We start from the raw sequence: 25,966 nt of genomic DNA on the forward strand, positions 1-25,966 counted from the left end.
TTCACTAAAAAATATGAGTGAGCAAATTTTGAGGCAAAAAGTATTCTGTATGTGAACAAAACGCTTGAAAAAATATGATCCCGGTAATCTAACCATAAAAGATTAGGAGGTTCATTAAGATGAGCAAAATCACATTAGATTTAGCTAAGCAAATTATTGCAGGTGCTGAAGAAGAAGCAAAAAGAATTGGGGTTTCCATGGTTATCTCCGTAGTGGATGAGGGTGGAAATCTAATTGCTGTTCACCGAATGGATGATGCCTGGTTAGCCAGCATCGAAATTGCCCAAAATAAAGCCTGGACGTCAGTTGCCTTAAAAATGCCTTCTGCAAACTTAGCCGATGCAACGGTTCCTGCAGCTGAGCTTTATGGTTTGAATACAACTAACAATGGACGCCTTGTCGTTTTTGGCGGAGGAATCCCTCTGGTCAATGATGGAAAAGTGGCAGGCGCCGTGGGAGTCAGCGGCAGTACAGTTCCCCATGATATCCAGGTTGCAGAGGCTGCTGTTCAAGTATTTAGCAACAAGTTTTCTCAATAATAATTTTCTGGTTAATTGTTATTTCTGTTATCTTTTTGACAAATTAATTTCAAGCATTTAATGGGAATAAGTTATACCACATGTTTTTTAGCCAAATGAACATGTGGTATTTACTTTTTACAGCAAATTCTCATTATCAGATGAGTGCTATGAAATCAACTCGTTTGAAAGTAAGTGTTTATTCGAATAGGTAATTATGAAAACTACAATATCCCTCTATAATTCTAATAAACCGGACAGCCATCATGGTCATCCGGTTAATTCATTTAGTTACATAGAAACTTACAAATGTCTAAGATTGCCTTCACGCACCAATCTCATTATTGGAACGAACTTTATCTGTCTTTCGATTTTTGAAGTAATAGAATATATAGCTGACAAGCAGGAATCCTATTCCGATAAGCAGTCCTGCCAGCTGAGTTGGATCAAAGGCCAGGAATACCAGGATAGAGACACAGAATATAATACAAATCAGAGGGATGATTGGGTAGAATGGGACTTTGTATTTTAGATCCTCTGCCTTTCCGCCTGCTTGTATATACTTACGCCGGAACATGAATTGAGAGAGCGCGATTCCCATCCATGAGATGGTGACAGAAATACCAGCAATGGACATTAATAATACAAACACGGTTTCAGCAGCAAACACGCTTGTGAGTAATGATAAAAGTGAAAATATCATGGTGAATACCAGAGCAGTGAACGGCACCTTCCGTTTTGAGATTTTTCCAAAAACTCTTGGTGCCATTCCATCATGAGCCATCGCCCAAAGTAAGCGGGTCGAAGCATAAATACAAGAGTTTCCTACTGATAAAATAGCTGTTAAGATAACAAAATTCATGATATCAGGGGCAAATGGAATTCCAGCCAGGTCCATTAAGGTTACAAACGGGCTTTCTAATATTCCGAGCTCTTTTGTTGGGAAAATGGCGGATAATATAATAATAGAAGCAATATAAAAAATGATGATTCTAAATAGGACATTTCGAATCGCACGAGGAATATTCTTTTGAGGCTCCTCGCTCTCTCCGGCCGCAATCCCGATTAATTCAGATCCCTGATAGGAAAAAATAACATTCATCATCGTTACAAACACGATGGCGATTCCAGCAGGGAAAAGGCCTTTAGGAGCTAAATGTTCCATATATGGCGCCGGCCTGTCCGCCAGTGGTATGATGCCCAGGATGGCACTGAAGCCTATAATAATAAAGAAGATCACAGCTACAACTTTAATGCCTGAAAACCAATATTCCGCCTCAGCAAAGCCCCTTGTTGTTAAGGCATTGAGTGCGAATAAAAGAAGGATGAATATTGCACACCATACCCATACGGAGATATCCGGAAACCAGCGTTTCATCAAAATTCCGGCAGCCGTAAATTCTACTCCAGCTGTGGTTGCTGATCCAATGAAATACATCCAGCCTAATGAGAAACCAGCCGAAGGACTAATGAATTTACTGGCATAAGTCTGGAACGATCCCGTAACAGGCATGTACACAGCAAGCTCCCCCAGACAAACCATGACAAGATACAGAATGACCCCACCGAATAAATACCCGATTAAAGCCCCTCCTGCCCCTGCTTGATTGATCGTGTAGCCGGCGTTTAAAAACAATCCAGTCCCGATTACTCCACCCAAAGAAAGCATAAACAAATGACGGCGCTTCATCGACCGGTTTAATTGATTCTTCTGACCCTCTTGCTCTACCATCTAGATCACATCCCTTAATTAGATTGGCATCAGGCACATTAAGCTTGCGCGAATTGTCCACCTGCATGGACAAAATCGCCATTTTGTCAACTAGCTGCGCCTGAAACCATTAGGTGCTTTTTTGCCAGCATTTTGACCATCCCTTCTACAAGGGCAGGTACTTCTTCGAAGGCGCTTTTGATGTGGAGGCGTTCGGTTCGTTTGTGAGCGTCTTTTCCGAATGGGCCTACGTTTAGTACCGGTGCCTGAAGCTGTGTCATTTCATCGAATGGAATGCTGTAACTGCTGCCCCAAACCGGCGTGTTTTCTTTAAATACGATCCAGCCGTCACCCGTATCCTGATAATTGACATAGCTTAAATCGCTAATCCCATTAAAATAGTGTACTTGGTTAACAGGCAGTCCAAACTTTTCAAAGCCTTGTTGTTTTACATATTCGATGCATTCTGCGACCAGCTCATCCTCAGAGGAATTGACTGCCGGATAATAAGGCGGTGCATAAAGCAGAACAATTACAGGTGTTAGCTCCTGACACTTAATGATTAACTCATCAGCAATTCGGATAGATTTCTCCCGGTCATCCCATTCCGCTTTTCTCTGTACAAAGTCTTTGATGCCCGCAACATAATCTGTACCAAATTTTCGAATAGCATGCTTTTCCAGTTCTTCATAGCGCAGCACCCGCACCTCTCCGATGGGAGATGCATTCCGTTCTTTACAAATTTCCTTATAAGCTTCGCTGCAGGCTTGAGCTGCAGTTACCGCTACCCTTTCGAATATATCCATGATTTCCCCGGCATTCCGTTTCATTAAAAATACATTGTACAAAGCCGCTGAACGGTACGGTGTTTGCGCGGAATACTCCAGACGAAGATCCTTTTGCTGCAGTGTCACCGGAAGCGGAGTTTGCTCTCCCTTATCTGATTCCTGCAGTACTGTATTCCACTCCATTCTTTGTGTTAAAAACGAGGCAATATAAGGCGCTGTTATACCGCTGAGCGGTTCCCCCACATGCGTTTCTTTTCCATAAAAGAGTGCTGCCGGCATGATTTTACCAATAGAGCCTGAATACACATAATAGTTTCTGTCACCCGGTTCTTGCGTAAATACCGGTTCCCCGTTCAAGAAAAGCTTATAGGTGAGCTGATGTTTTTCCTTCAATTCTAAAAGTTTCTGAACTGCTGCACGCATTCCGGATGAGTTCACTTCTTCGTCTGGAACCGTCAGCAAAATAAGATTAATAGGCCAGCGTTCAACAGCAGCTTTTTCTAATAATCCCATATGCATGACAAGCCCCATTTTCATATCCATCGTGCCCCTGCCAAATAAGAACTCTCCCGAGAGAAGATCCTGCCTGGCTTCTTCCGGCAGCTCATCTGCCCTGGAGTGAAGCAATTTCGTCAATTCCTCCGGGAGATGCGCGTACTCCTGAAGATCGCCATATTCTTCGGTATTTACTGTATCAAAATGGCTGATTAACACGATCGTTTCCGTGGCATCCGGATGTTTATATAAAGCGGTAACAAATCGACGGCCTAAATCGGCATCATGGAGCCCCAAGTGATCAGGATTCTCCCGAAAATAGGTTAACTCCTTGAGCTTCGCTGTCACTTTAAAAGAAAAATTACGCTCTCCCTCCGTATGTGTCATGCTTTTCCAGCTTACTACTTCGCACAATAACCTGCGCAATGCATCTGGGGTTCCCCACCTTAGCTGTGTCATAACTAAACGCTCCTTCTATGCAAAATAAAACAACCCTTTTTAACTAGTCTTAAAAACGAAGTGACAAACAGCTTAATCCCCCATCAAGTTTACGGAACTCAGATGTATCAAGTTCAATCGTCTGGAAGCCGGCTTCATTAATTTTTTGCTTTGTTTGCGGGTATCCGGACGGGACGATGATATAGTCGTTGACGCGAATACAGTTTGCTGCATATTCCTCTTCCGGAGGAACAACAATTTTTTGATAGGAATTAAAATCCGGGTGGTCTACAAATTCTCCAGCAGCGACAATCGTTTGATTGCCTATATATGCTATTCCGGTTTTCAGGTGGAAGAATTTTTGTAATGGAACGATGGTTGCATTATAGCCTTCGGATTCTAAAATTTGCTTAAGCTGTTCGGCGCCTCCCTGGTTTGTCCGGGTAGAGATCCCAATGTAAAAATGATCTTCGATTTGTAAAATATCGCCGCCATCAAGTGTGCCAGGCGCTTTAATATAGTAGATCTTATCAAAGAAGGATTTGATTGCCGGCTCTATTTCGTGAATTTCGGCATTTCTTTTTTCCGCACCAGGGTTAGAAATAATGGCGAACTCTGCAGTTAAAACAGCTGTATCTTCTACAAAGGTAGAGTCCGGAAATTGATCATTGCTTTGAAGGACAGTTACTTCTGTACCGCAAGCTTTAAGTGCTTCAATATAGGCATCATGCTGCTCTAATGCTTTTTCTAAAATAGGTATTCCAAGGTCAGATGTTGTTAATCCATTGATAAAAGTTGAGCCGGGTCTTTTTACAATTGTGTTATGAAACATTTTTGCAGCTTTTGCTGATTTTGTTGCTGATTCTCTTAACATGTGTTATTCCTCCATCATTTTTCTGATTTGTAAGCTTCGGTTAAATACGTTCTACTGGGCATGTGAGGCATGTTGGTCCTCCAGTGCCTAAATATGAAATTTCATTACCTTCGTATTCATAGACGGTCGCCCCTGCATCCAATAGTCCCTGTTTGGTTTGAGGATTTCCGGAAACCATGACACAAATGCGCGGTGCAACAGCCAGTACATTACAGCCGAGCCGCCGGTATTCATCGTCCGGTACTTCAACCAACTGGAAGCCGCGTTCCAGAAGCATCTGTCTTAGAAATACCGGCATAAGCCGTGAATATATCACTGCAAGATTTTCATCCACGATGCTTATAAATGACATAAGGTGAAGACACTCCTCTTCTCCTTGATCGTGGGGGAGCTGGACAACTATACATTCATCAACTATATCCTTTGTCATTTCTTTAATTTGGCGAATCGCCTCATCGTTTGTTCGATAACCGCGTCCAATTAATAAAGTGCGGTCATCCAGCCAAACAAGATCTCCCCCGTCAGCTATAGCATCACCAGTTAATTCTCCCAGAATGGGGATATTTTTTTCCTGTAGAAATTCTTTATAAATTTCTGCTTCAGGCTGACGTAATTTTTTCCCTGATTTTAAAATCATTGCGCCTTTTTTCGTAAATTTAACGGGATCATGAGCATAAAGCGAATCCAGCCCCGCCTTTTCTGAAACTGGCAGAAATTTAATATGGCCGACATGCTTCTTGATTATGGATAGAAACTGTTCGTATTCCTGCTGGGCTTTCATATAATCCGGCTCACTGATGTAGTTAAACTTTTTCCACTCACTTCTTAAATGCTCCTGACTGATAAAGGCTTCTTTTGGATGCTTTACAATGACAGTGTTTAGCTTTTTGTACATTGAAGTCACCAATTGGCTTAACCTCCTTTTTCCACATATCGGAATAGGTTTCCTCTGACAGGAAAACTTATAATATGATATTATAGTGATAGATTCTTCATGTCAATATATTTTGAATTTACTGACTAATTTATTTCAATACACTTATGTAAATTAAAAGGAATGGAAGGATAAAAGATGCAGACAATCGATCGCGCCATGCAGGTAATCAAGGTTTTGTCTAAAAATGACACAAGAATGTGGATTTCCATTACAGATTTATCAAAGGAATGCGACCTGCCTGTCAGTACACTTCATCGCCTCCTGCAATCCATGAAGCAGTACGGGCTTATTCAGCAGGACCCAGATCTGAAATTGTATTCCATGGGTAACACCTGGTTAGAATATGGACTTAAAATGTATGACACCTTTGATTTTGTTGGACTGATTCGCCCAGAGATGGAAAAATTAATGCATGAGGTGGAGGAGAGTGTGTATTTCAGCAAGCCTATTGGATTAGAATCACTTGTAGTTGAAAGAATTGATTGTCTCAACAATCCGATTCGAATCAATGATCAGCTGGGGATTCGTATCCCGCTGAATATTGGGGCAGCCAACAAAGTGCTGTTAGCTAATATGCCAAACTCCGAGTCTGTTAAAGTTATTAATTCCTTAGTGCCATCTGAGGAAAGAGATTCGTTTATAAAACTATTGAGCAAAGTTAGAAGGCAGGGCTATGGGGAGAGTCATGGCGAACAAACGCCTGGAACCTCATCTGTCGCTGCGCCTATTTTCGATCACGCCAATGAACTCCTGGGAGCCATAAGCATCGGATATGTCAATTTCAATATCACAGAAGAAAGACAAAACTGCTTAATTGAAAAAGTAATCGAGTACGGTATGCGAATCTGCAATAAATTAGGCAGTAAAAACTAAGGTAATTAAAAAAGAGTGCATTTTAACAACAAGGATTAGGAAGAAAATTGTCCTTAAGTCTAAATAACAATAAAAAAAACGCAAGGTTAAAAATTGCCTTGCGTTTGAAATGTAAATTAACCAACAAATTAGTTACCTGTTCAACCCAAAAACACTTAAGAAAACCATTTCATAGATTCAGACTTTAAATCGTTAGAAATGAAAAAATGCATCCTTCACACTGTACCTTTCTAGTCTCTTGCATATATACTAGTATCCGTTCTGCTATTAAATCCTTTCTCTTTAGAATTCCTTCTAACTCGTACCCTAACTTTTACCTCCCTGCAATTAGTAATATATATACCATTCCATTGTATAAATAGTTTTTGATGCTACACGAAATGCTCCTTCATATCCTTTTTCCGTTTTACTTACCCTGGTCTTATGCATTTTTTGTAAAAAAGTATGGAAAAATATTTATTGTGTCTTCATTGACCCATGTAATGACAGTTTAATCCTTTCCTGATCAGACAAATTGGCTAAAAAATTTAATATTAATAAGTAATTGAGGTGACAGTACTTGCCAATGATAAATATGAACAGTGCCAGCCTGTATTATAATGTAAAAGGAAGCGGAACTCCGATTGTTTTTATCCACCCGCCTGTATTGACTTCAGTAAACTTCAAATATCAATTAGAAGAACTCTCAAAAAATTTTCAGATAATTACTTTTGATATACGCGGACACGGAAAAAGCCCATACTCCCCAGAACCAATAACCTATCCACTAATTATTGAGGATATCATTCGACTATTGGACCACCTTAATATAAATAAAGCATTTTTATGCGGATATTCTACTGGCGGATCTATTGTTTTAGAATTCATGCTGACGTTTCCTGAAAGAGCTTTGGGGGGAATTTCAATTGGGGCAATGCCCGATGTAAATGACGATTACTTGAGAAAGAAGATTTCTTTAGGAATCAAGCTTTCAAGCAAAGGGGCTATTAACTTATTAGCCTGGTCCATCTCCTGGAATAATTCAAATAATATCAAGCTTTTTAAAAATATGTTTTCAGAAGCAAAAAAAGGGGATTACCGCAACATTGAGCAATATTACCGCTATAGTCTAAAATACAATTGTGTCAATCAGCTTAATGAGATTAAATTGCCTACCTTATTGGTTTATGGTAAGAAGGATAAGCCCTTTCATTCCTATGCAAAGCAATTGCATGAGAAATTGCCACAAAACGAATTATACTTTATCGAGAATGTTGACCACCGTATCCCGACCAAGGCTGCAAAAGAACTTAACCGGCTAATTTTTCAATTTGTAAACACAAAATGACAGGTATCTATAGATACCTGTCACCATTAACTACTTATTGATAAATCATCTCGGGCTTCTCTTTATTTGGCTATCTTTTCATGAGCACGTTCAATAATTACTTCATCTTCCCCACTTCTGAATATATAACAACCAAACCCCCAATTGCAGGACTCCCATAAAAGGCTCTATTCCAACCATCATCTGTATTTATTTTGCTATTATCTATATCATCGTTCTCCTTATTCGTTAAATCCCTTCCACCTAGATATTTTCCTTTTTTAAACTAATATTCAACCTTGCTATCAATTATCCTTTTTCAACTCCCTCAATAAAAGAAGTGAAAACGGCTGCCCCGTTTGTAGAGTATGTAACGTGAGACAGACCCCATATATAAATATCTAGTTTCAAAACCAGATTACTTTCTACCCGTTTATGCAAAAGCAACATTTTCTTTTGGATGAATATGGTAAACTGTTATTAAAGGAGGATGGCATGAAGAAGTTTGCTTCTACCTTAATAATAGTTGCTGTGCTATTTGTATTTGATTTGATTGTAAAAAAAGATGATGTTCCCATTAACGAGGAAGATAAGAGCAGCCAGATCATGTCTGTTCTAGATTTAGTGAATGATGAATTTGGTTTATTTGGCTATTCAGTAAGTCATGAAGAATCAATTATTTATATTTTTATGGATGCAGCAAAGAGTGAAAAAGAACTAATGGAATATCTAACAAAGCAAGTTGCTAAAGAAGATCTGGCGCAATATAGTTATGACATCAAAAAAAAACCTCTGGAGAAAGTAGAGGCAGAGAATAACTTAGTTAATCTAGAAACTGTTCTATTTGAATATATAGAAAGAAAAAAATATAAAGATATTCAAAAAGTAATTAGTTTTATCGACCCAGAACCAACTGTACAAATTGATATAGCAGAAACGAGTGAAAGATCTATTGAGGAATTTGAAACTGAACTAAAAAATTTTTTAGCCTCTTATGATACCAATACTCCTAAAAATTTTAAATTTAGAATACAAATTAAAAAAGCAGATAATGTGAAAATCCTTCTTTCTAGACAGAAACAATAGCCCTTTTAGCTGCCGCAAGCCAAAATCCCTTTAGGGAAAATCTCTAACAAAGCCATACTTTAAGCACCGAATGATGCCCTTCCAGTTGAACAAAGTGTGCCGCCTTGTTATACACCATTCATTGTTAAATAGTATCCATAAACTGAACTTAGACAGTGAATTTAGCCTTCAGCCAGCTACTTAAAGGTGCCTAAGAAAGGTGCCTTTTACTATTGTGAGCGCATTTTTTAGAAATGCGCCATTTTACTGAACATGTAGTGAACTAATTTTTGCTGATGTTATTGAACTATATAACTCGTATATTTCATTGATGCCCCTTTTCATCCTCTAATCATCTTGCCTATACACGTATCCTTCGATTTACATACAATAAAATAGTTTACTAAGGAGGTGACCAATTTGGAGAAATTTATCGCAAAGCTCAGAGGTAAAAACGAAGTGCCTCCTGTAAAAACAGAAGCTTTTGGAGTGGCTAAATTTATCTCTAACAAGCATTGTACAAAAATTAAATTCCATCTAGAAGTAAATGATATTGAAAATTTCGTTCAAGCACATATTCACTTTGGTGCACGTGGTGTCAATGGACCCGTTCTCGTTTTCCTATTTGGGGCTGATTTAATGACTTTAGAAGAACAAAATGGGATAAGCACTCGCCGAGGAATAATTACTGGAATTATTACAGATAAGGATATCGTCGAAAATAATGTAGGTGTTGATGATGTCAATGACTTACTAAAACTTATGCAAAAAGAACAAACGTATGTAAACGCTCATACTGAACAAAATCCTGACGGAGAAATTAGGGGTCAAATTTTCCCTGTTACTTACTAACTGTATGTTTTTTTAGGCTTTTAATATATGTATTAAAGGTAATGAATATATTAGAAAAAAAGAAGATGATCATCCTGCCTAAAAGATGGATTATTCATCTTCTTTTCACTTTCAATTTTCTTATTGAGTATAATTTAAGAAAATTGTCCAAACATAAAATAGACCGAACATCTTTAGATAATCGCGCCCTAGTATTGAATAGTTAAGGTGCTACAAGTTCCTTCATTTGGATTAGGAGTATGAAAATATACTGCATCTGAACCAGCATCTTCATCATCTAAGTGAATTCAGGTTTGGTATGGTTTTTCGAAAATTTTAATGCCATCCTTAGCCGACGGTCCATCCTCTACTACTGTTTTCCAATAAAAATCTGCTAAATCTTCTATAACCCGGCGAAATATATGCAAAGACCAAGGTGTATCCCAATATCCAAAATACTGTTGTTAAAAGTCCGGTTATAACCTTCTTGTCCTTTATTACTAATAATTGTTTTTTCAGTGGAATTGAGTTTTCTGCTTCTAATTTGGGAACTAATCTGTTTAACAAGAGCAAATTTATAAGTGTTAATCCTGCAATAATGAGATAAATATAATGCCAGTCTATATACGCAGCAGTTAGAGTCCCAATAGGCACCCCAAATGATAGGGGAATATAAAACCTGTAGTAACTTTGGCCATCGCTTTACCTTTTTTGCCAGGACTTCAGGTTGCACATTAAGCTTTTTTAATGCTAATTCACTTGAATAAAAAAGCTGCCACAACGACAGCCCTGATCTTCAACTCTTGCACATTTTACGTGAAGTAATTTACTATACATGCAGAACAAACACTCTGCACATTTTATCCAAGTAATATTGCCTCATCCCCAACACTTACCTCACCACATTGTTCCACCTTTGCCCAAACACCAAACATTGCAGCATGATTAGTTACCAAGGTTTTCAATATTCGAGCATCCTGTTTTAGTTCCTCTTGAGGATTGTTGACCATAATGCACCTTTGAAGTGGGGCAACAATTTTCAGAGTGACACTTTTTCCTATTTGAATTTGTCGATCCACCCATTCATCCTCAAGACAGCCTGTTGCTTCTGTTTCGATTAACAAGTTTGCTCGGAATCGACGAGGGTCTACTATTTCTCCTAAATCCTTACTTAACATTTTTAACGCTGAGGTTGTGATGATACTTATTGGCCCTTCATCGAAATGTGATATTGACTCTTCCTTTGCCAATGTTACTGGAAACCCTAACAACTCACTTAATGCTTTGTTTATCCCATCCTGATCACCTCGATATTCTGTTCCATCGGGCATAGTTAATAGAGGAGTGTTCCCCTCATATCTTGCTTTATAGTTAAATAAACTTTCCATCTGTTGAAAGCGTCGTGTAGTCTTACCACTGCCAAATTTTCCATTCTCATTTTTTATTGCCCATAAACGGTCTCCAAGTACGCCTCGGCTATCAACTAGGGCAGAGGATAAAGACTCCCCCAAAATTGATTTCACAGGAAACCTATTGATTTCTTTGACTCTTCCTATACGATCTTTCTTTTGATTCAAAGTTTATCCCCCTATACTTGACCAAACTGCACGTTAGTATGATTAACTCTCCTGCATTTTATTTTGTATCTCCTTAAACTATTCCTTGTCCTTCACCAACTAACCTGCCCCGTTTGTTCATTGAAAAATGCTGCATCAGCAATACCTAAAAAAATTTCTTATATAACTCACGTCTAAGATGTCCACCCAGGTACGAAAGACTCTGGTGGTTTCACTTTTTTCGAGTCCCATTAACCAAATACTACATCGAGTATTAAAATACACTTCTCTTTCTTTTTTTCCTTTTCCAAACCCGATAACGGATTGTTCTGCCATATTAATTGAGTGCTTATCTAAGTTTACAACTTCTCCTATCCATTGAAACTTCAAATAATAGCCCCTTAAATTCCTTTGTTATCACGTAATTCCACGATCGTTCCTTCTAGTGCTTTTAACTTACATAAGTGACCATTTTCTATATAATTAATGAACTCGTCATTTTTCAAAACAAAATGGGTGTTCAATTCTTTTAATCGTTCAACCTCTTGCTGAAGGTTTTCTACCCATAAACAGAAATGAACAAGTCCTTCACTATTCCTCCACAATCTGGCCCTTAACATAAAGAAAAAGCACAATTCCTGCTTTAGAATCGCGCCTTTAAGGAAGATCGTTTTCCTGCTGTACTGGCAGCCACACTCACACCTGAAGTTAAACCTGTAGTATTTCTGCAGCAAAACCATCCGTTTTTTTCTGTCATCTCTTTTTCTAATAGAATTTACACGGCTGAATCGAAAAAGAGGTTGGCATAGGAAATAGAAGCCTTGCCTATCTTTTCTATTATTCTCCCTTATTGTAAATCCATTTTTCTTTTAATCGGCCAAATTCTCCATTGAGCTCCATCTCCTCCATCCATAGATTGACCCAGTTCTGAAATACCGCATCCCCGCGATGCATAAGGTAGCCTTTCTGGCTTTTCGTGAACGTATTGTCCGTCAGAGCCGCATACAGCCTGGAATCCTGGCTTGCGTAGTAGATGGCCTCAATGCTGTCGGTAATCATCACGTCTACTTTTCCCTCAGCAACCATGTTAGGAATATCCAGATTGTTTTCGATTACGACAACCTTCGCCTGTGTAATGTTGGCATCCACGAATTTTTGGTTGGTTCCCCCCGGGTTAACTCCGATGGTGACATCTGGCTGGTCAATTGCTTCCAAGCTTGTATATTTCTCTTTATCTTCCTGTCGGATTAAAGGAGCCTTTCCGTCATTAATATAAGGATGTGTTAAGTGTGCTGTTTTTTGCCGATCGGTATTGCGGCTTATCCCGCCAACCGCTAAATCAAACTTATTTTTATGGAGGTCCTCCATTAAGGTTGGCCAGGAAGTTTTAACGAAAGTGATCTTGACCCCAAGGTCTGCTGCCATTAATTTAGCCGCTTCGATATCATAGCCTTCAAACTCTTTTGTTTTCGGATTAAAGTACGTATATGGCTTATAGTCACCAGTTGTACCTACCCGAATCACACCTTTCTTTAAAATACGGTCGAGTCTTGAGCTAATGACGAATGTATTGGCCTTTTTATCTACATACCCTCCTGCAGCCTCGGCCACCTGTTTCACTGATACATAAGGTTTTTCATTTACAGTAACCGTGCTTAACGTCTTTCCGTTTAACTCAAGCTGCTCGGTTTGGCTGTCGGCAAGCGACAGGCTTGTCCCTCCGGTAATCAATAATGCAAAAAGTGCAAACACGATAAGTACTTTTTTTTGCAAACTGTTTCCCTCCTATTCAATTGGTTATGTCTATTATCTTTAGGAAGGTACATAAAGTAAATTTATTTTCTGAATTTTCGAGAAAACAGTTCGTTTATACGAGGAAAATAGCCCCTATATTTCTTAAACACAAACACGTTGAAGCCATTGATCCTTTCTTGCCTGTATCATGCTTATGTATTGAGCTCTCGTTCTTCGTTAGGTTAATCCTATTAAGGCCTTGCCGCGAAACTCCCAAGTAATTACACTGGTCATTATTGTCTCCTGCGACATTTCTCACAGTGGCCAGACCTGGATTTTCAGCAAGCTTTCGCTTCAACGATGGGACATCACCAGCTGGGATCGCCTTGACATCTTCGACTACTAGCTCCTCATCTTCAAAAATATAGTCCATGTCTAACTCCCCTCGCAAATAATAATATTAAACAGGATTGCTGGCTCTTAACATAAAGAAAGAGCACAATTCTTTTGCTGCAGAATTGCGCTCCTTTTCTGGTATAATCACAAAACGCTAACATTCAAAAAGAAAATATACATAATCCGTAGGTACGCCTCGTTCACCTTGCTGATGCAGCATCGCTGTCACATTTCCGCGATGGTAGGTTCCATGATTCACTACATGGTGAATGAGATCGGCAAGTATGAACTCACAGCGACCATATTTCGGGTGCTCTGTAATGATGATACGTTCTGGATCCTGATTCTCTGCAAAAAAATGGTAAAATTCATTTGAAAGCGAATCATAGAACACTTTAAGTTCATCTATAGACGCTCTTGATGCTTCTGTTTTTCGACGATCAACTTCCCTAACAGTATCGTGGAAGCTGCTTCCTTTCATCGTCTCCAACCAAGTAATGTCTGTTGCATATAGGTGAATCAGCACCTCTGATATCGATGAAAAAACACTATTAACTGTCTCGTTATAAATCCTATCAGGCAGCTGTTTCAAGTGCTGGATCAATTTTTGGTTAGCCCAGACGTGGTAATCGTACATTTTCTTTGCGCGATTATTTTCCATTAGCTCACTCCACCCTCTTCTTAAAATTGAAAATAGTTTTAGAACGATCAGAAAAAATTTAATTTGTTTTCTTTTGATCCGCTTGCTTCCAAATCTACATTACACAATATTCTATATATCCTGATTGAATCCACATTATAACGCCTGAGCAGGAAGTGTCATTTTTTTCACCGCTCCTGGAATCAGTGGCGTATTCAATTGGCTGATCCAGATACCCCAGTCTTAGGTGAGGCCCAGCTCAAGAGGGCACAATTCCAAACCAAGATGATTCGCCCTATTAAAAATCTGAATCGAAGTAGCCCCTTCTGGCAAGCCTAGGTCACGTACAGATAGATCAACGGTCTTCAAAGTAAACGGCATATTTATTGCACTATGTAGGTTTTCCCGTTAGCAGATTTATTTTGATTTATATGAAATAGAACATGTTTATTTAAAGGACTGTCTTTCTTAACTTTCGGGTGATTGAATGTTTTAATAAAATTCATTCCGATTTTTATCATTACGTTTTTCGAAGGCTTATTAACATCGGCAGTAAAACTAAAAACATCTCTAAAACCCAATTCGTTAAATCCATATTGTAAACAGGCTGACGCTCCCTCAGATGCGTATCCTTTTCCCCAAGCCTCTTTTTTCAGTCGCCAGCCAATTTCTATACACGGTGTAAAATCAGCTTTAAATGTTGCTCTATGAAATCCTATAAATCCTATAAACTCTTTATTTTCCTTTACTTCCACGGCATATAATCCAAATCCGCATTCTTTAAATTCAGATACAATTGATTTATAGAACACATTTGTTTCTTCGGCTGATAAGGTTTTAGGAAAATACTTCATAACCTTTTCATCTGCATTTAGTCGACTAAATGGCTCTATGTCTTCTTCCTCCCAGTCGCGTAATTGCAATCTCCATGTTTCTAAATATATCATTATACACCTCCCGAAAGTTTAATTGGTTTAGTTTATTAAATTAGTTGAACTATGCATTAAGAAACTTTTGTTCCAGTTCACACTTCTGACGCAAGTGATGGCGAAAATGCATTCCTACAAGATCGAACCACTCTCTCGCGTTCAGCCAGCCAAAACCTTCATGTTTAATTTTATAATTGAGATTTATAGTATCTACTTTAGATTCCCATTGTCTCAGCCTCTGCATTATCAGATCTAGCCTATTCGTAAGGTCTTCTTTACTATCTGAATTGCTTGGCGGGGTATTTAGTTCGTCCGGTAATTTGATTTTAATTGGCGGGAAATCTCCAATTTTATATAAATGCTCACCAAACTCCGTTTTCCCGAGCTTTTGCTCTTCCTTTGATGCCGCACATGTTTCCACATTGTCAAGATACTCCATAGCAACAAGAATCACATGGTCGTACATTTGACCAATGGACCAAACCCCTTCAGCTGTTATATATCTTAGTTGATCAAGTGAATAGTTTTGCAAATCGTGTTTGTATGTTTCAATTAGTTTTAAATTACTCATTTAATCACTCCTTTACCGCTGTGCTGCCATTAATGTTTTGAAAAAAAGCTTCATAAGCTTTTCGGGGATTCGCAAACCATTCTGCAACTTCATCTGCAATCTTTTGATTTTCTGCGCCCGCTAACAGGATTTGAACAACATGCTGAGGCAATGCCTGAGTCATGGCATTTGTCCATTCTGTTACTTCTTTTACAACTGTTTTTGTTCGATCCCAATATGTCTCGCCAATTCGGATGTCCCAGATTGAATTTTTATATTGAATCAACGTTTCGTACAACTGTTCAGCACAAAAAGAAGAAAGATTACATCCCTGACCAGTAATTGGGTCATTAAGAAAAACACTATCTCCACAACCAATTACTATTTTATTTTTAAAGATTACGTATGGTTTTCTAATTACAGGTTTAATGGCAACATTTAGGAAGGCTTTATCATCGGAAAGAGCAAAGATATCTTGCTGGATACGTTCGTGGATGTCTTGGAAATATTTTTGTGTAATATTTTTCATTTGATTTGTAAATTCTTTTACGTCCTTTATTTCTTTAAATACATCTAACTCTCCGCCTGGAACTGCCATAATGAACAATATGGTAACTGGCCCTTGTTCTGTCATTGCAGGAATCTCAAACATTTCACCTGTCTCAGGCAGAACGGTTACGCTTATACCTGAAGGATCATTTGGCTTTATCCCCAAAAAATAACCAACGATACATTTTCGTTGAGGCACTTGGATAGGAGAAAGCTGCTTTTCAATAGGAAATGGAAAGAGAGGGCCCGATTTTCCAGAACAATCAATCGTTAAATCAAACTCATCTGCCAAACTTTCTATCTGATCTTTATTTACTCTTAAAAGTCGAAAAGAGACACCCTGGTTTTCAAGATCCTTCAAACAGTGTGAAAAGCAGAAACGCTGGTCAACGGATAATGCTGGTTCTTTCAGCTTGCCAACAAATAGTTTTTGATTACCGATCGTCATGTGAATACTTTTAAGAAGAGTTTTATCCTCCCATTTTGGCATTTTAAAGCGATTTTCTCGGGTTCTCGTTGAACCAAAATGTACTTGGGTAGACATAATTCGTCCATTTCGGATCTTTTCCGAAGAATTTGAGTGAATAACAGTCACATCAAATTCTTCTTTCAGAGAATAAGCCAGCTGTAAACCTGCTGTGCCGCTGCCTATAATACAAATTTTCTTCCTCAAGGTTCTCTCCCCTTTGTTATCTGGTAGCCGCGAAGATATTATAATAACATTGGTAATTTTCCGCCTTTTCAGTCTAAAGAATACACATGGTGATGTAAATACGACGATTTATTTATTTTCCATATTATTGATGTCTAAGCAAGTCAAACGATCCCTTTTCCATAATCAGGTCATATTCACAAGGAAAGAGCATATTTCTTGCTCCTGATTGGCCCCAGATTATGGAATAACTCATTACAATAATGCTGATCTAAAAATTAAAAAAGAGCACTTCCTGTTCAAGGTAAGTGCCTGTTTCTTTCATATCTATAATTGAGAATTCTGCACATGATTCTGGTTGAACAAAGCCATTCATTTCCACATATATCCATCTGGGTCTTTTAAAAAAACCTGGATACCGTGATCACCGTTTCACTTTGTAAAACTGATGATGAAGCTGGCGAACTTGTTCCGCGAGCTCAGGAACAGGACCGTCAATTGTAGTATCACGAATGACTTCGTGGATCCGAAGGCTGCGAACGCGCGATGCAGCAACCCCCATCTCTTCCAGCCATTGACCTAGCTGTACAGAGGAACTTGCAAAAACGATCCGACCTAATCCAACCCATCCATGGGCCGCAGCACACATAGGGCAATGTTCGCCTGAGGTATATACTGTCGCCTTGCTTCTTTCTTCAGCTGACATGTTCTCGGCTGCCCAACGCGCCAGCGCAAATTCCGGATGTTGGGTATGGTCACCATTTGCAACATGGTTGTGGTCTTCTGCAAGAACCTCACCGCTGGCTGAGACAAGGACGGAGCCAAATGGCTCGTCGCCCTTTTCCAGAGCAATCCTTGCAAGTTCAATACAGCGTCGTAAATGCTTCAAGTCTGTTTCATTTAACATGATTGAATCCTCCTTGTATGCAGCGCAACTCTCCAGTTTTTTAATGTGAATATATGCTCCTGAATGGAAAAGAAGAGCACCCGTCATATTTGTGAGGGGGGCATTAGTCCTTATTCCATTTAAAAGTACACGACACTAATCCATTTCATAATAGCTCATCTCAGCAAGCATTTTCTTTTTAGCGAGAGCCCATGCCTTTTCGTTTTGCTCTGATTTGAAATAATACCGAAAAAGCTTAACTTCAAAGTGCTGGATTAGATCCTCGTTTCCGGACTGAATGAAATATGGAAGCACCTTATTTTCAACATAGCCATAATAGGAATCTTCCTCCCCGTTCAGTAATAAAACATGCAGATGAAAAAATAAATAACTTTGGTCGTTTCGTTTTTGGGCGAGGTGCAAACCTTTTTTTGCATCGGATAATAGGTCTTCTTTCGATTTTAAGTTTCCCTTATAACAAATGTCTATGTATAAATCTAACATGGTTAGATATAAGAAATCTTCTTCTTTCAGTAAGGTCAACCCTTTATCAAAATACTCTTTCGCCTCTCGGAAATGTTTTCTTCTAAACAGCTCTTGTCCAAGATTAAAATAGAGTTTAGTTAACCTATCTGCAGATTGAATCTTTTTTGCAGATTGGATTAATTTATCATAATAGCTGCGGGTCTCTTTTAGGCTAAATTGCGATTTGGCGTTTAATTGAAGGATAATAAGCGACTCTGTATCGAGTATGCGTGTGAAATTTAATGTTTCTTGAAAATAGCGCAAAGCTTTTTGAGCATAATAGTAAGCTAAAGTGTTGTCATGAACTGCATGATAGGAAATAGCCAGGTGGTAGTAATATTCTTCGCTCGAATAACTGGAATCAATTTTCTTTAGGACTTCAATTGAATCCTTGTAGTTTCCGATACTAAAATAACAGATTCCCTGGACATGTTTATATAGATTGCTCTCATAAGGTGAAAGGCTGATGTCCAGTTTCTTGATCTTTTGCATCACTTTATGACATTTTTCATTTTCATAAAGAATGAGATAATGACGGGCTAAAAGCAGTGAGTAGTGTACTTGAAAGTCGGGAAAATCCTTTAATAGATTAGCGTCAAGTTCTGCTTTTTTTACTTTCATGTTTTCGGTATCTAACATAACAATAGCATTTTTCCATTCTTCTAATGTTTCTTTAAACCTATTGAAATCCCTTACTTCGTCTTGAAAATTTTTGTTTAATTTTTTAGAAAGAAGTGTAATAATTTCCCCAGAATATTCTGTTATGCCTCGCTCAATTTTACTTAAATGAGTGACAGAACAAACCCCTCTTGAAAGCTGTTCCTGTGTGTATCCTTGTTTTTCTCTGTAGTATTTTAGAATTTTCCCTTCGATCATTTTTTCTCCCCCCTACTGATAGTATAAATAACGAACATAAAGGATGGAATAGTTTATAAGAGGATGAAGAAAGATGGTTATTAAGATCCTTATAATTCTTATAAAAAAAGTAGAGAGACTGAAAAATCAATCAAGTATTCGTCTCGATTTGCTTTCTCAATATTGCACCTAACAAAACAATAGTTTATTGTTGTATCCAGTAATATGGTTTATCAACTTAAACCATTAAACTGATAATGGAGGTATTTTACTCTAATGAATAAACAGGACCAGCTAAATATAATCAAAGAGGATTTTATTAACTGTCAAAAGGTACTAATGGCAATTGGTGATGAAACACGTCAATCGATCTTGTTAGTTCTAATGGGGACGGATTGTCAAACAGGATTACGTGTGGGTGAAATAACAGAACAAACACATCTTTCTCGACCAGCTGTGTCCCATCATCTTAAGGTTTTACGAGACGCAGGTGTTATTTTAATGCGTAAGGAAGGGACAAAAAACTTTTATTATATTAATGTACGTACAGAATTAGGTTTGTTAAGAACGCTTGTGTTGGATATTGATAAGTTCATGAAGAACTTTTATTGAATTGATGGAATTTATTTGGAGGTATAGGCTATGAGAGCAATGGTCATTGACAGATATGGGAAGGTTCCAATGCGTTTGGCAGAAATACCCGCACCTGAAATTGGTGAATATGAGGTACTCGCAGAAATTCATGCAGCAAGCATCAATCCTGTTGATTTTAAGATACGCGATGGGAAAGTGAAAATGTTAATAAAATATAAAATGCCACTTATCTTAGGGAATGACTTTTCTGGTGTCATTGCAAAGGTTGGCGCAAAAGTGACTCGTTTTAAAGCTGGTGACGAAATTTATGCACGACCACGTAAGAGTAAAATCGGTACTTTTGCTGAATATATCGCTATTCATGAAGATGACATCGCCTTAAAGCCAAAAAATTTAAGCTTTGAAGAAGCAGCATCGATCCCGCTGGTTGGGTTAACCTCCTATCAGGCACTGACAGACATTTTGCAATTACAAAGGGGACAAAAGATTTTAATTCAAGCTGGCGCTGGTGGTGTAGGTACATTTGCTATTCAACTGGCCAAATTAATGGGCGCCACTGTTGCAACGACTGCAAGTGCTGCTGGTGCAGATTTAGTGAAATCTCTTGGTGCAGATGAAATAATAAATTACAAGACAGAAAAGTTTGAAAAGATATTGAAAAACTATGATGCCGTCTTTGATACACTTGGGGGCGAGATACTCGAAAAATCATTCGAAGTGATAAAGAGCGGAGGAAAAATTGTTTCCGTTTCAGGATTACCGAATGCCCGTTTTGGTAAAGAATATGGTTCCGGTTTTTTTAAAACGCTGTTGTTTTCAGCAGCAAGTCATAAACTTACTGCGCTTGAAAAAAAACATAATGTTGAATATACGTTTTTGTTTATGAAGCCAAGTGGAGAGCAATTACGTATAATCGCAAACCTTATCGAGAATGGTAAAATTAAACCTATAATTGATAGAGTTTTTCCTTTTGAAGATGCTCAAAAAGCGATGGAATATGCGGAGTCAGGAAGGGCGAAAGGAAAAATAATTGTAAAAATCAGATAGTTGGAAAGCGAATTTCCTTTTTTCTTTATAATGACAGTGTAAAAGCTTATTGGCACATGCTATTATTGCTTGTGTAAATAAGCTCTTACACTGGATATTTTCACTTTTAAAAAACAAAACGACTTTCCAGGATCTAGCTTAAAAGTTGTTATTGAAATAGATTGATAAACTATTTGCTGGTAATTCAAAGAAAAAAAGAGCTGCCAATAATACACTAAAAAAGCTAATCGATTAACGCGGATTAGCTTTTTTTACTGATTGGCATTTCCCTTTTTGAAATATTTACATCCTTTTATACAGGGACCTCTAAAGCAGGTAAGTCCTCTTCCAATTCCTCCCTTTTCGATTCCAGCCAGGAAGGCAGCATAAGCCTGCTGCCAAGTTCCTTTAGTGGTTCGTCAACCGTAAATCCTGGAGGGTCTGTGGCGATTTCGAACAAAATGCCGCCTTCTTCATGAAAGTAAAGTGCTTTGAAGTAATTGCGGTCGAGAATTTCAGTTGGATAATAGCCCTTCTCCTGAAGAAGGTTTCTCCACCTCATATGATCCTCTTCATCTTTCGCTCTCCAGGCAATATGATGAACTGTACCTGCCCCCATCAATCCGCGAACAGAAGGGGTAAGTTTTATATCGATCGTATTTCCGAGTTCGGCTTCTGATTTAAATCTTAAGAATCCCTCTTCCTGGCCTAGGCATTCAAGCCCTAATATATTTTCAAGCACTTCAGCCGTTTTATTTGGCTTTGCCGAAATCAGGGTTGCTCCTCCAAATCCTTTAATAGCGGCTTCTGGAGGAACGTCTTTCAAAGCCCATGTGTTCAATGGCCCCTCAGACCGCTCAACCAGCTCGATTTCAAGGCCGTCCGGATCCTGGAATTGCAGGTAGGTTTCACCGTAGCGAACCGTTTGTATAAACTTAACGCCAAATTTACTCAGCCGTTTTTTCCAAAATTCAACTGAATGTTCAGGGATCACATAACTGGTCACCCCGACCTGGCCCGTTCCAATCCGTCCTTTTAGCTGCTTCTCCCACGGGAAGAAGGTCATAACCGTCCCAGGATCACCATTTTCATTTCCGAAATACAGATGATAGACTTCCGGCCGGTCAAAATTAATCGTTTTCTTTACCAGCCTAAGTCCCAGTACCCCTGCATAAAAGTCGATATTTCGCTGGGCATCGTTAACCATTGCCGTAATATGATGGATACCTGAAGTGATTTGCAAAATCATTCCCTCCACTTCTTTAAGAGTGACTTAATTCTACTTTGGTCTCTCGATGGAAAACATCTCGCCAACCTTTGCATAATTAATGCCCGCCAAACGGCTCACTGCAGCGAGTCCTCTTGGATCAATTCTTCCTTTTTCATAGATGTTTTCATCAATATGAAATTGAACAACTTTTCCAATGATTAGATCACAGCCAGGAGTATCCGTCCCCCCTAATGAAAGCGATTGTTCCAGGATACACTCCATACGGATTTTCGCTTCCATCACTCCAGGCACTGAAATTTTCGTACTTTCAGCTGGAGTTAATTGTGCTAATTCTATTTCACTTTGATCAGGAGGAAAAGTCGCTGCTGTCTTATTTATTGTTTCTACATTCTCCTCATCGACAATATGAACAACAAATTCCTTTGTGCTGATAATATTTCTGGCCGTATCCTTCTGTGTTCCTGCATTTCTTTGAATCGCCAAGGAAATCATTGGGGGATTTGATGTTACGATATTGAAATAACTGAATGGCGCCCCATTCAACACGCCTTCATTTGATATAGTGGTTACAAAAGCAATAGGCCTTGGTATGATGCTTCCTATTAAAAATTTATAATTTTCTCTTTCTCTATTGTCCGCTGGGTCAATTGAAAGCATAGCGGGTCATCACCTCTTTTAAATTTAATCCAATTCCCTGACTGTAAACGGAAGCAGAACACTTTCTATCTTATCCCGTTGCGGCTCATATTGTTCAGGCAGCATTAATTTCCCGCCCATTGTCTCCTGGGATTCATCACGGGCAAACCCCGGAGGATCAGTAGCAATCTCAAATAATATTTCCCCATGCTCCCTAAAATAGATCGCATTAAAGTAGTTTCGATCCCGAACTGGTGTAACCCCATATCCATTATCGGCAACATATTTTTGCCAATCTAATTGGTCCTGATCGTCAATAGCCCTCCAGGCAATATGATGGACGGTTCCCACACCCATTCGCCCCCGTCCAATTGGAGTTAATTTAAGATCGATGATGTTTCCAATATCAGCAGAAGAACGATATCGGATAAAATCTCCTTCCTGACCTAAAACTTCAAGTCCCATAATGTTTTCCAGCAGCTCAGCCGTCTTCTCTGGCTGAGCTGATAAGAGAGTTGCTCCACCGAAGCCTTTTATAGCTGCTTCAGGGGTAACCTCCCCGTAAGTCCAGGAATTTAGTTCCCCTTCTTCTCTTTCAACAATCTCCAAATGAAGTCCATGAGGATCATCAAATTCCAAATATCGCTCTCCGAACCGTTCCATTTTAGTAAAAGGCACCTTGAATTTTTCAAGCCTTTCTTCCCAAAACTTCATGGCACCTGCCGGAACGACATACGAAGTGACTCCAACCTGGCCATCGCCAATAACCCCTTGACGGGCACCTGCCCAAGGAAAGAAAGTAATGATTGTTCCTGGCTTGCCGCCCTCATTTCCAAAGTAAAGGTGATAGGTGCCTGGATCATCAAAATTGACCGTTTGCTTGACTAAACGCAAACCTAACACTCCAGCATAAAAATCTACATTCTCCTGAGGATGGCCAACAATTGCAGTTATATGATGAATCCCCATTGTTTTTTTACCCATATCTTCCACACTCCTTTTAAACTTGGATTTTAATTATATTCTGTAATTAGGACATGCCCTGCTATCAATTCAGTTAATCAATTTATATACAAGCTGGAAAGGAACAAAAATTGTCGAAAGCTTTATTTGAGGTATTTCTAATTCGGAATAGTTTAGAATAAAAATATATCCAATGCATATCGTCCAGGGCCAATTAATGCGATACCAATGGCAACAGAGATTAACGTTAAGTTATATTCATATCCATTAGATGTTGCCCATAAACCATTTGGACCATGCACCTTAACGATAGCCATGATCATAGTTCCTGCAATCATTAGTGCTGCGAGAGGAGTTAAAAATCCTAATGCAAACAAGATTCCCCCTATAAGTTCTGCTAACCCTGCAAAAAGAGCCATCATTACTCCCGGCTTCATCCCAATGGAATCAAACCAGCCTCCGGTTCCCTTTAATCCATGACCCCCAAACCATCCAAACAATTTTTGAGCTCCGTGACCAATGAATAATACGCCAATTACCAGCCTAATAATTAATAAACCTAAGTCCATCATTTTTATTTCCTCCTAATTTTAATTATCTTGAATTCGAGATATTATATAAAAAAATATTTGATTTTCTTCCCTTATGCCTCAGTTCCTCTGCATTTAATATTCTAACCGTAAATTAATGTTTTTTGTGGTTCCCTTTGTAACTGCTGCGCGCTTTCTGGATAATATATGATTTACCAAATGGGCTTAACTTTATGTCTTGCCTGGGCTCTCTTTAATTTTTCAGGAGTTACATCATCTCCTATTGGATCAACGATGGTTGTGTTTAATAGCAGCTCTTCCATTGATCCGCGAAATTCTTGAATATATTGACTGCGCAAATTGATTATTTCTGCATTTTCAATTTGTGTTAAGCCTTCCTTCCTTCTTTTTGCTGCGAGTTCATTAATTCTTTTTAGAATCTCATGCATAAGACTTACTCCTTTCAATTAATAATCGAAAGATATCTTGAAATCAAATATCTTGAATTAAAGATAATATATTTTATTAAATATGTCAACACTCTTCTCTTGATTATTCAGATGGAAATTTATCATCTTTGCGATATTTTGCGTGTATTTTAATTTAATCTAACGCACTCTTCAATGAGTGCTGATTTTTATCCCCTCATTTAATGCACATTTTAGGCGAACACTATGAACTTCCATGGTTCCCCGCCTTCCTGATTTGCGCACAATTCCTTCTGCATTAAATTCATTTAAAAGTGCTGTCACTGTTTCACGGATACTGCCCATCATCGATGCTAATTCTTGATGAGTTATGTAAATATTAAGTGCAACCCATTCTTCCGCACTGCCGCTTGACAATTTATCCCCAAACTTCTCTGTAAGTTTATTTAGCAGGAATAAAAGCCGTTTCCTTGTACTGCTATATGCCATATACTCCAGTAACTCTTCGACTTCCTTCAGACGGCTGGAAATTATTTCAAGAAGCTTTAAAGAAATACTTGGATTTTCACGTATTATTTTTTCAAACTGAACTCTATCTATTCTACAAATAACAGAATCCTCCCATGCCTCAGCATATAAATTTTCAGAACCGGTTGTAAAAGTACCAATCTCTCCAAACACATTCCCCGTTTCTAAAATATCAACTGTAAGCTCTTTTCCGCTCTCAGTTAATCTATACAAACGAACTTGACCCGATTTGATTAAATACAATAACTTTTGATCCATATGAGGAGAACAAAAAACCGTACCTTTCTCCACAACTTTCATAGGTGTGGCCGGTTCATATTTCTTTAATTCCTCCAAGTCCAGATCCTCAAAAATCTGTATTCTCGATAAATACTTCATTTTATCCATATGGCCCTCCCCAAATTCTGCCGAATGTAGTCCAGACTACATACTCACTAAACTAACAAGCCTAGAATGTATATATAGCAGCTACGTCTATTATACAAAAGGAGGAAACTGTGTGGATGTTGTAACTAGGATCATTCAAATTATTTTAATTTTTATTTTCGCCATATCCGTTTCAATGAAAGCAGCACGTACCAAGTCAATGGTTAAGCACTGGGGAGAATATCGCTACCCCCTATGGTTCATGCAATTTATTGCATTCCTGGAAATATTGAGCGCAGGCGGATTGATCATAGGATTTTGGCTTCCTGAATTTATCTTGCTTTCAGGATCCCTCATTACTATGCTTATGCTAGGTGCCCTGCACGCTCACTTCTTTCGAGCCAGACATAGACCCATAATGGCATTAAATGCCTTAACCATGCTCATTTTAGCTATTGTAATTACCTTTTTTCAAATTAATAAGTAGTCAAAAATAACCCAGTTTACATTGTCCGGTATCCAGTTTGAAGACTTGAGAACTTAGCACATACCGTTA

27 protein-coding genes are annotated in these 25,966 nt (G+C 38.6%); 8 read left to right on the forward strand and 19 right to left on the reverse strand.

From position 1 onward, the window contains the following. The first annotated feature begins 119 nt into the window (after positions 1 to 119). Positions 120 to 539, forward strand: a complete 420-nt coding sequence (locus ACXAD1_RS12990; protein ID WP_474910238.1) for a GlcG/HbpS family heme-binding protein — start codon at positions 120 to 122, stop codon at positions 537 to 539. 304 nt (positions 540 to 843) lie between these two features. On the opposite strand, the gene ACXAD1_RS12995 is transcribed toward ACXAD1_RS12990, so the two are convergent. From ACXAD1_RS12995 to ACXAD1_RS13010, 4 genes are all read right to left on the reverse strand, one after another. Further along, positions 844 to 2,250 (reverse strand): amino acid permease, encoded by a 1,407-nt coding sequence (locus ACXAD1_RS12995; RefSeq protein WP_474910239.1) that lies wholly within the window; start codon positions 2,248 to 2,250, stop codon positions 844 to 846. A gap of 86 nt (positions 2,251 to 2,336) precedes the next feature. Then, positions 2,337 to 3,971: a M20 family metallopeptidase gene (locus ACXAD1_RS13000; protein ID WP_474910240.1), complete on the reverse strand. Its 1,635-nt coding sequence runs from the start codon at positions 3,969 to 3,971 to the stop codon at positions 2,337 to 2,339. Between the two features lie 49 nt (positions 3,972 to 4,020). Further along, complete coding sequence (locus tag ACXAD1_RS13005) at positions 4,021 to 4,824, reverse strand: dimethylarginine dimethylaminohydrolase family protein (RefSeq protein ID WP_474910241.1); 804 nt, start codon at positions 4,822 to 4,824, stop codon at positions 4,021 to 4,023. 40 nt (positions 4,825 to 4,864) lie between these two features. Further along, the gene (locus ACXAD1_RS13010; RefSeq protein ID WP_474911307.1) at positions 4,865 to 5,719 is read right to left on the reverse strand and encodes a dimethylarginine dimethylaminohydrolase family protein; all 855 of its coding nucleotides are present in this window, start codon (positions 5,717 to 5,719) and stop codon (positions 4,865 to 4,867) included. Between the two features lie 177 nt (positions 5,720 to 5,896). Between ACXAD1_RS13010 and ACXAD1_RS13015 the strand changes: the two genes are divergently transcribed. The 4 genes from ACXAD1_RS13015 to ACXAD1_RS13030 all read left to right on the forward strand — a co-directional run bounded on the left by ACXAD1_RS13015 (position 5,897) and on the right by ACXAD1_RS13030 (position 9,857). After that, positions 5,897 to 6,634, forward strand: coding sequence for an IclR family transcriptional regulator (locus ACXAD1_RS13015; RefSeq protein ID WP_474910242.1), 738 nt, complete (start codon positions 5,897 to 5,899; stop codon positions 6,632 to 6,634). Positions 6,635 to 7,193: 559 nt separating this feature from the next. Continuing rightward, positions 7,194 to 7,961 (forward strand): alpha/beta fold hydrolase, encoded by a 768-nt coding sequence (locus ACXAD1_RS13020; RefSeq protein WP_474910243.1) that lies wholly within the window; start codon positions 7,194 to 7,196, stop codon positions 7,959 to 7,961. Between the two features lie 474 nt (positions 7,962 to 8,435). Beyond that, positions 8,436 to 9,026, forward strand: a complete 591-nt coding sequence (locus tag ACXAD1_RS13025) for a YolC/YozM family protein (protein ID WP_474910244.1) — start codon at positions 8,436 to 8,438, stop codon at positions 9,024 to 9,026. Positions 9,027 to 9,416: 390 nt separating this feature from the next. Further along, complete coding sequence (locus tag ACXAD1_RS13030) at positions 9,417 to 9,857, forward strand: CHRD domain-containing protein (protein ID WP_248347699.1); 441 nt, start codon at positions 9,417 to 9,419, stop codon at positions 9,855 to 9,857. 839 nt (positions 9,858 to 10,696) lie between these two features. On the opposite strand, the gene ACXAD1_RS13035 is transcribed toward ACXAD1_RS13030, so the two are convergent. From ACXAD1_RS13035 to ACXAD1_RS13075, 9 genes are all read right to left on the reverse strand, one after another. Beyond that, positions 10,697 to 11,413, reverse strand: a complete 717-nt coding sequence (locus ACXAD1_RS13035) for an MOSC domain-containing protein (protein WP_474910245.1) — start codon at positions 11,411 to 11,413, stop codon at positions 10,697 to 10,699. Positions 11,414 to 12,229: 816 nt separating this feature from the next. Continuing rightward, a complete protein-coding gene (locus ACXAD1_RS13040) occupies positions 12,230 to 13,165 on the reverse strand; it encodes a transporter substrate-binding domain-containing protein (protein WP_474910246.1) in 936 nt (311 codons plus the stop codon). Between the two features lie 94 nt (positions 13,166 to 13,259). Beyond that, the gene (locus ACXAD1_RS13045; protein ID WP_474910247.1) at positions 13,260 to 13,559 is read right to left on the reverse strand and encodes a hypothetical protein; all 300 of its coding nucleotides are present in this window, start codon (positions 13,557 to 13,559) and stop codon (positions 13,260 to 13,262) included. 117 nt (positions 13,560 to 13,676) lie between these two features. Continuing rightward, positions 13,677 to 14,183, reverse strand: a complete 507-nt coding sequence (locus tag ACXAD1_RS13050) for a DinB family protein (protein WP_206844300.1) — start codon at positions 14,181 to 14,183, stop codon at positions 13,677 to 13,679. A 362-nt stretch (positions 14,184 to 14,545) separates the two neighbouring features. After that, positions 14,546 to 15,109 (reverse strand): GNAT family N-acetyltransferase, encoded by a 564-nt coding sequence (locus tag ACXAD1_RS13055; protein WP_370222405.1) that lies wholly within the window; start codon positions 15,107 to 15,109, stop codon positions 14,546 to 14,548. 49 nt (positions 15,110 to 15,158) lie between these two features. Next, positions 15,159 to 15,662: a DinB family protein gene (locus ACXAD1_RS13060; protein WP_206844293.1), complete on the reverse strand. Its 504-nt coding sequence runs from the start codon at positions 15,660 to 15,662 to the stop codon at positions 15,159 to 15,161. A gap of 4 nt (positions 15,663 to 15,666) precedes the next feature. After that, positions 15,667 to 16,863 carry a styrene monooxygenase/indole monooxygenase family protein gene (locus tag ACXAD1_RS13065; RefSeq protein ID WP_474910248.1) on the reverse strand — a complete coding sequence of 399 codons (1,197 nt, stop codon included), beginning with the start codon at positions 16,861 to 16,863 and terminating at the stop codon, positions 15,667 to 15,669. 403 nt (positions 16,864 to 17,266) lie between these two features. Further along, entirely contained in the window at positions 17,267 to 17,749 is a 483-nt protein-coding gene (locus tag ACXAD1_RS13070) for a nucleoside deaminase (RefSeq protein WP_206844289.1), read from the reverse strand. A 135-nt stretch (positions 17,750 to 17,884) separates the two neighbouring features. After that, positions 17,885 to 19,129, reverse strand: a complete 1,245-nt coding sequence (locus ACXAD1_RS13075; RefSeq protein ID WP_474910249.1) for a helix-turn-helix domain-containing protein — start codon at positions 19,127 to 19,129, stop codon at positions 17,885 to 17,887. Between the two features lie 255 nt (positions 19,130 to 19,384). Here ACXAD1_RS13075 and ACXAD1_RS13080 point away from each other — a divergent pair, with 255 nt between their 5' ends. Both ACXAD1_RS13080 and ACXAD1_RS13085 read left to right on the forward strand, forming a co-directional pair. Further along, on the forward strand, positions 19,385 to 19,720 hold the full coding sequence (locus ACXAD1_RS13080; RefSeq protein ID WP_206844283.1) for an ArsR/SmtB family transcription factor: 336 nt from the start codon (positions 19,385 to 19,387) through the stop codon (positions 19,718 to 19,720). A 30-nt stretch (positions 19,721 to 19,750) separates the two neighbouring features. Next, on the forward strand, positions 19,751 to 20,749 hold the full coding sequence (locus ACXAD1_RS13085) for an NADP-dependent oxidoreductase (protein WP_206844279.1): 999 nt from the start codon (positions 19,751 to 19,753) through the stop codon (positions 20,747 to 20,749). 292 nt (positions 20,750 to 21,041) lie between these two features. On the opposite strand, the gene ACXAD1_RS13090 is transcribed toward ACXAD1_RS13085, so the two are convergent. From ACXAD1_RS13090 to ACXAD1_RS13115, 6 genes are all read right to left on the reverse strand, one after another. After that, on the reverse strand, positions 21,042 to 21,977 hold the full coding sequence (locus tag ACXAD1_RS13090) for a ring-cleaving dioxygenase (protein ID WP_206844275.1): 936 nt from the start codon (positions 21,975 to 21,977) through the stop codon (positions 21,042 to 21,044). A 30-nt stretch (positions 21,978 to 22,007) separates the two neighbouring features. Further along, positions 22,008 to 22,616 (reverse strand): flavin reductase family protein, encoded by a 609-nt coding sequence (locus tag ACXAD1_RS13095; RefSeq protein WP_474910250.1) that lies wholly within the window; start codon positions 22,614 to 22,616, stop codon positions 22,008 to 22,010. 24 nt (positions 22,617 to 22,640) lie between these two features. Beyond that, positions 22,641 to 23,579: a ring-cleaving dioxygenase gene (locus ACXAD1_RS13100; protein WP_206844269.1), complete on the reverse strand. Its 939-nt coding sequence runs from the start codon at positions 23,577 to 23,579 to the stop codon at positions 22,641 to 22,643. Between the two features lie 152 nt (positions 23,580 to 23,731). Beyond that, positions 23,732 to 24,130 (reverse strand): DoxX family protein, encoded by a 399-nt coding sequence (locus ACXAD1_RS13105; RefSeq protein WP_206844266.1) that lies wholly within the window; start codon positions 24,128 to 24,130, stop codon positions 23,732 to 23,734. A 170-nt stretch (positions 24,131 to 24,300) separates the two neighbouring features. Beyond that, positions 24,301 to 24,537 carry a DUF896 domain-containing protein gene (locus tag ACXAD1_RS13110; RefSeq protein WP_474910251.1) on the reverse strand — a complete coding sequence of 79 codons (237 nt, stop codon included), beginning with the start codon at positions 24,535 to 24,537 and terminating at the stop codon, positions 24,301 to 24,303. 171 nt (positions 24,538 to 24,708) lie between these two features. Continuing rightward, positions 24,709 to 25,431 carry a Crp/Fnr family transcriptional regulator gene (locus ACXAD1_RS13115; RefSeq protein ID WP_474910252.1) on the reverse strand — a complete coding sequence of 241 codons (723 nt, stop codon included), beginning with the start codon at positions 25,429 to 25,431 and terminating at the stop codon, positions 24,709 to 24,711. Between the two features lie 112 nt (positions 25,432 to 25,543). On the opposite strand from ACXAD1_RS13115, the gene ACXAD1_RS13120 reads away from it, so the two are divergent. Next, complete coding sequence (locus ACXAD1_RS13120; RefSeq protein ID WP_474910253.1) at positions 25,544 to 25,897, forward strand: DoxX family protein; 354 nt, start codon at positions 25,544 to 25,546, stop codon at positions 25,895 to 25,897. Positions 25,898 to 25,966: the final 69 nt, after the last annotated feature.

The sequence above is a fragment of the Cytobacillus sp. ABV4_503 genome, from assembly GCF_056158445.1.

Coding starts and splice junctions, on each gene's coding strand:
- ACXAD1_RS12990 (WP_474910238.1), top strand. CDS start 120: ATGAGCAAAATCACATTAGATTTAGCTAAGCAAATTATTGCAGGTGCT.
- ACXAD1_RS12995 (WP_474910239.1), bottom strand. CDS start 2,250: ATGGTAGAGCAAGAGGGTCAGAAGAATCAATTAAACCGGTCGATGAAG.
- ACXAD1_RS13000 (WP_474910240.1), bottom strand. CDS start 3,971: ATGACACAGCTAAGGTGGGGAACCCCAGATGCATTGCGCAGGTTATTG.
- ACXAD1_RS13005 (WP_474910241.1), bottom strand. CDS start 4,824: ATGTTAAGAGAATCAGCAACAAAATCAGCAAAAGCTGCAAAAATGTTT.
- ACXAD1_RS13010 (WP_474911307.1), bottom strand. CDS start 5,719: ATGTACAAAAAGCTAAACACTGTCATTGTAAAGCATCCAAAAGAAGCC.
- ACXAD1_RS13015 (WP_474910242.1), top strand. CDS start 5,897: ATGCAGACAATCGATCGCGCCATGCAGGTAATCAAGGTTTTGTCTAAA.
- ACXAD1_RS13025 (WP_474910244.1), top strand. CDS start 8,436: ATGAAGAAGTTTGCTTCTACCTTAATAATAGTTGCTGTGCTATTTGTA.
- ACXAD1_RS13045 (WP_474910247.1), bottom strand. CDS start 13,559: ATGGACTATATTTTTGAAGATGAGGAGCTAGTAGTCGAAGATGTCAAG.
- ACXAD1_RS13050 (WP_206844300.1), bottom strand. CDS start 14,183: ATGGAAAATAATCGCGCAAAGAAAATGTACGATTACCACGTCTGGGCT.
- ACXAD1_RS13055 (WP_370222405.1), bottom strand. CDS start 15,109: ATGATATATTTAGAAACATGGAGATTGCAATTACGCGACTGGGAGGAA.
- ACXAD1_RS13060 (WP_206844293.1), bottom strand. CDS start 15,662: ATGAGTAATTTAAAACTAATTGAAACATACAAACACGATTTGCAAAAC.
- ACXAD1_RS13070 (WP_206844289.1), bottom strand. CDS start 17,749: ATGTTAAATGAAACAGACTTGAAGCATTTACGACGCTGTATTGAACTT.
- ACXAD1_RS13075 (WP_474910249.1), bottom strand. CDS start 19,129: ATGATCGAAGGGAAAATTCTAAAATACTACAGAGAAAAACAAGGATAC.
- ACXAD1_RS13080 (WP_206844283.1), top strand. CDS start 19,385: ATGAATAAACAGGACCAGCTAAATATAATCAAAGAGGATTTTATTAAC.
- ACXAD1_RS13085 (WP_206844279.1), top strand. CDS start 19,751: ATGAGAGCAATGGTCATTGACAGATATGGGAAGGTTCCAATGCGTTTG.
- ACXAD1_RS13090 (WP_206844275.1), bottom strand. CDS start 21,977: ATGATTTTGCAAATCACTTCAGGTATCCATCATATTACGGCAATGGTT.
- ACXAD1_RS13095 (WP_474910250.1), bottom strand. CDS start 22,616: ATGCTTTCAATTGACCCAGCGGACAATAGAGAAAGAGAAAATTATAAA.
- ACXAD1_RS13100 (WP_206844269.1), bottom strand. CDS start 23,579: ATGGGTAAAAAAACAATGGGGATTCATCATATAACTGCAATTGTTGGC.
- ACXAD1_RS13105 (WP_206844266.1), bottom strand. CDS start 24,130: ATGATGGACTTAGGTTTATTAATTATTAGGCTGGTAATTGGCGTATTA.
- ACXAD1_RS13110 (WP_474910251.1), bottom strand. CDS start 24,537: ATGCATGAGATTCTAAAAAGAATTAATGAACTCGCAGCAAAAAGAAGG.
- ACXAD1_RS13115 (WP_474910252.1), bottom strand. CDS start 25,431: ATGGATAAAATGAAGTATTTATCGAGAATACAGATTTTTGAGGATCTG.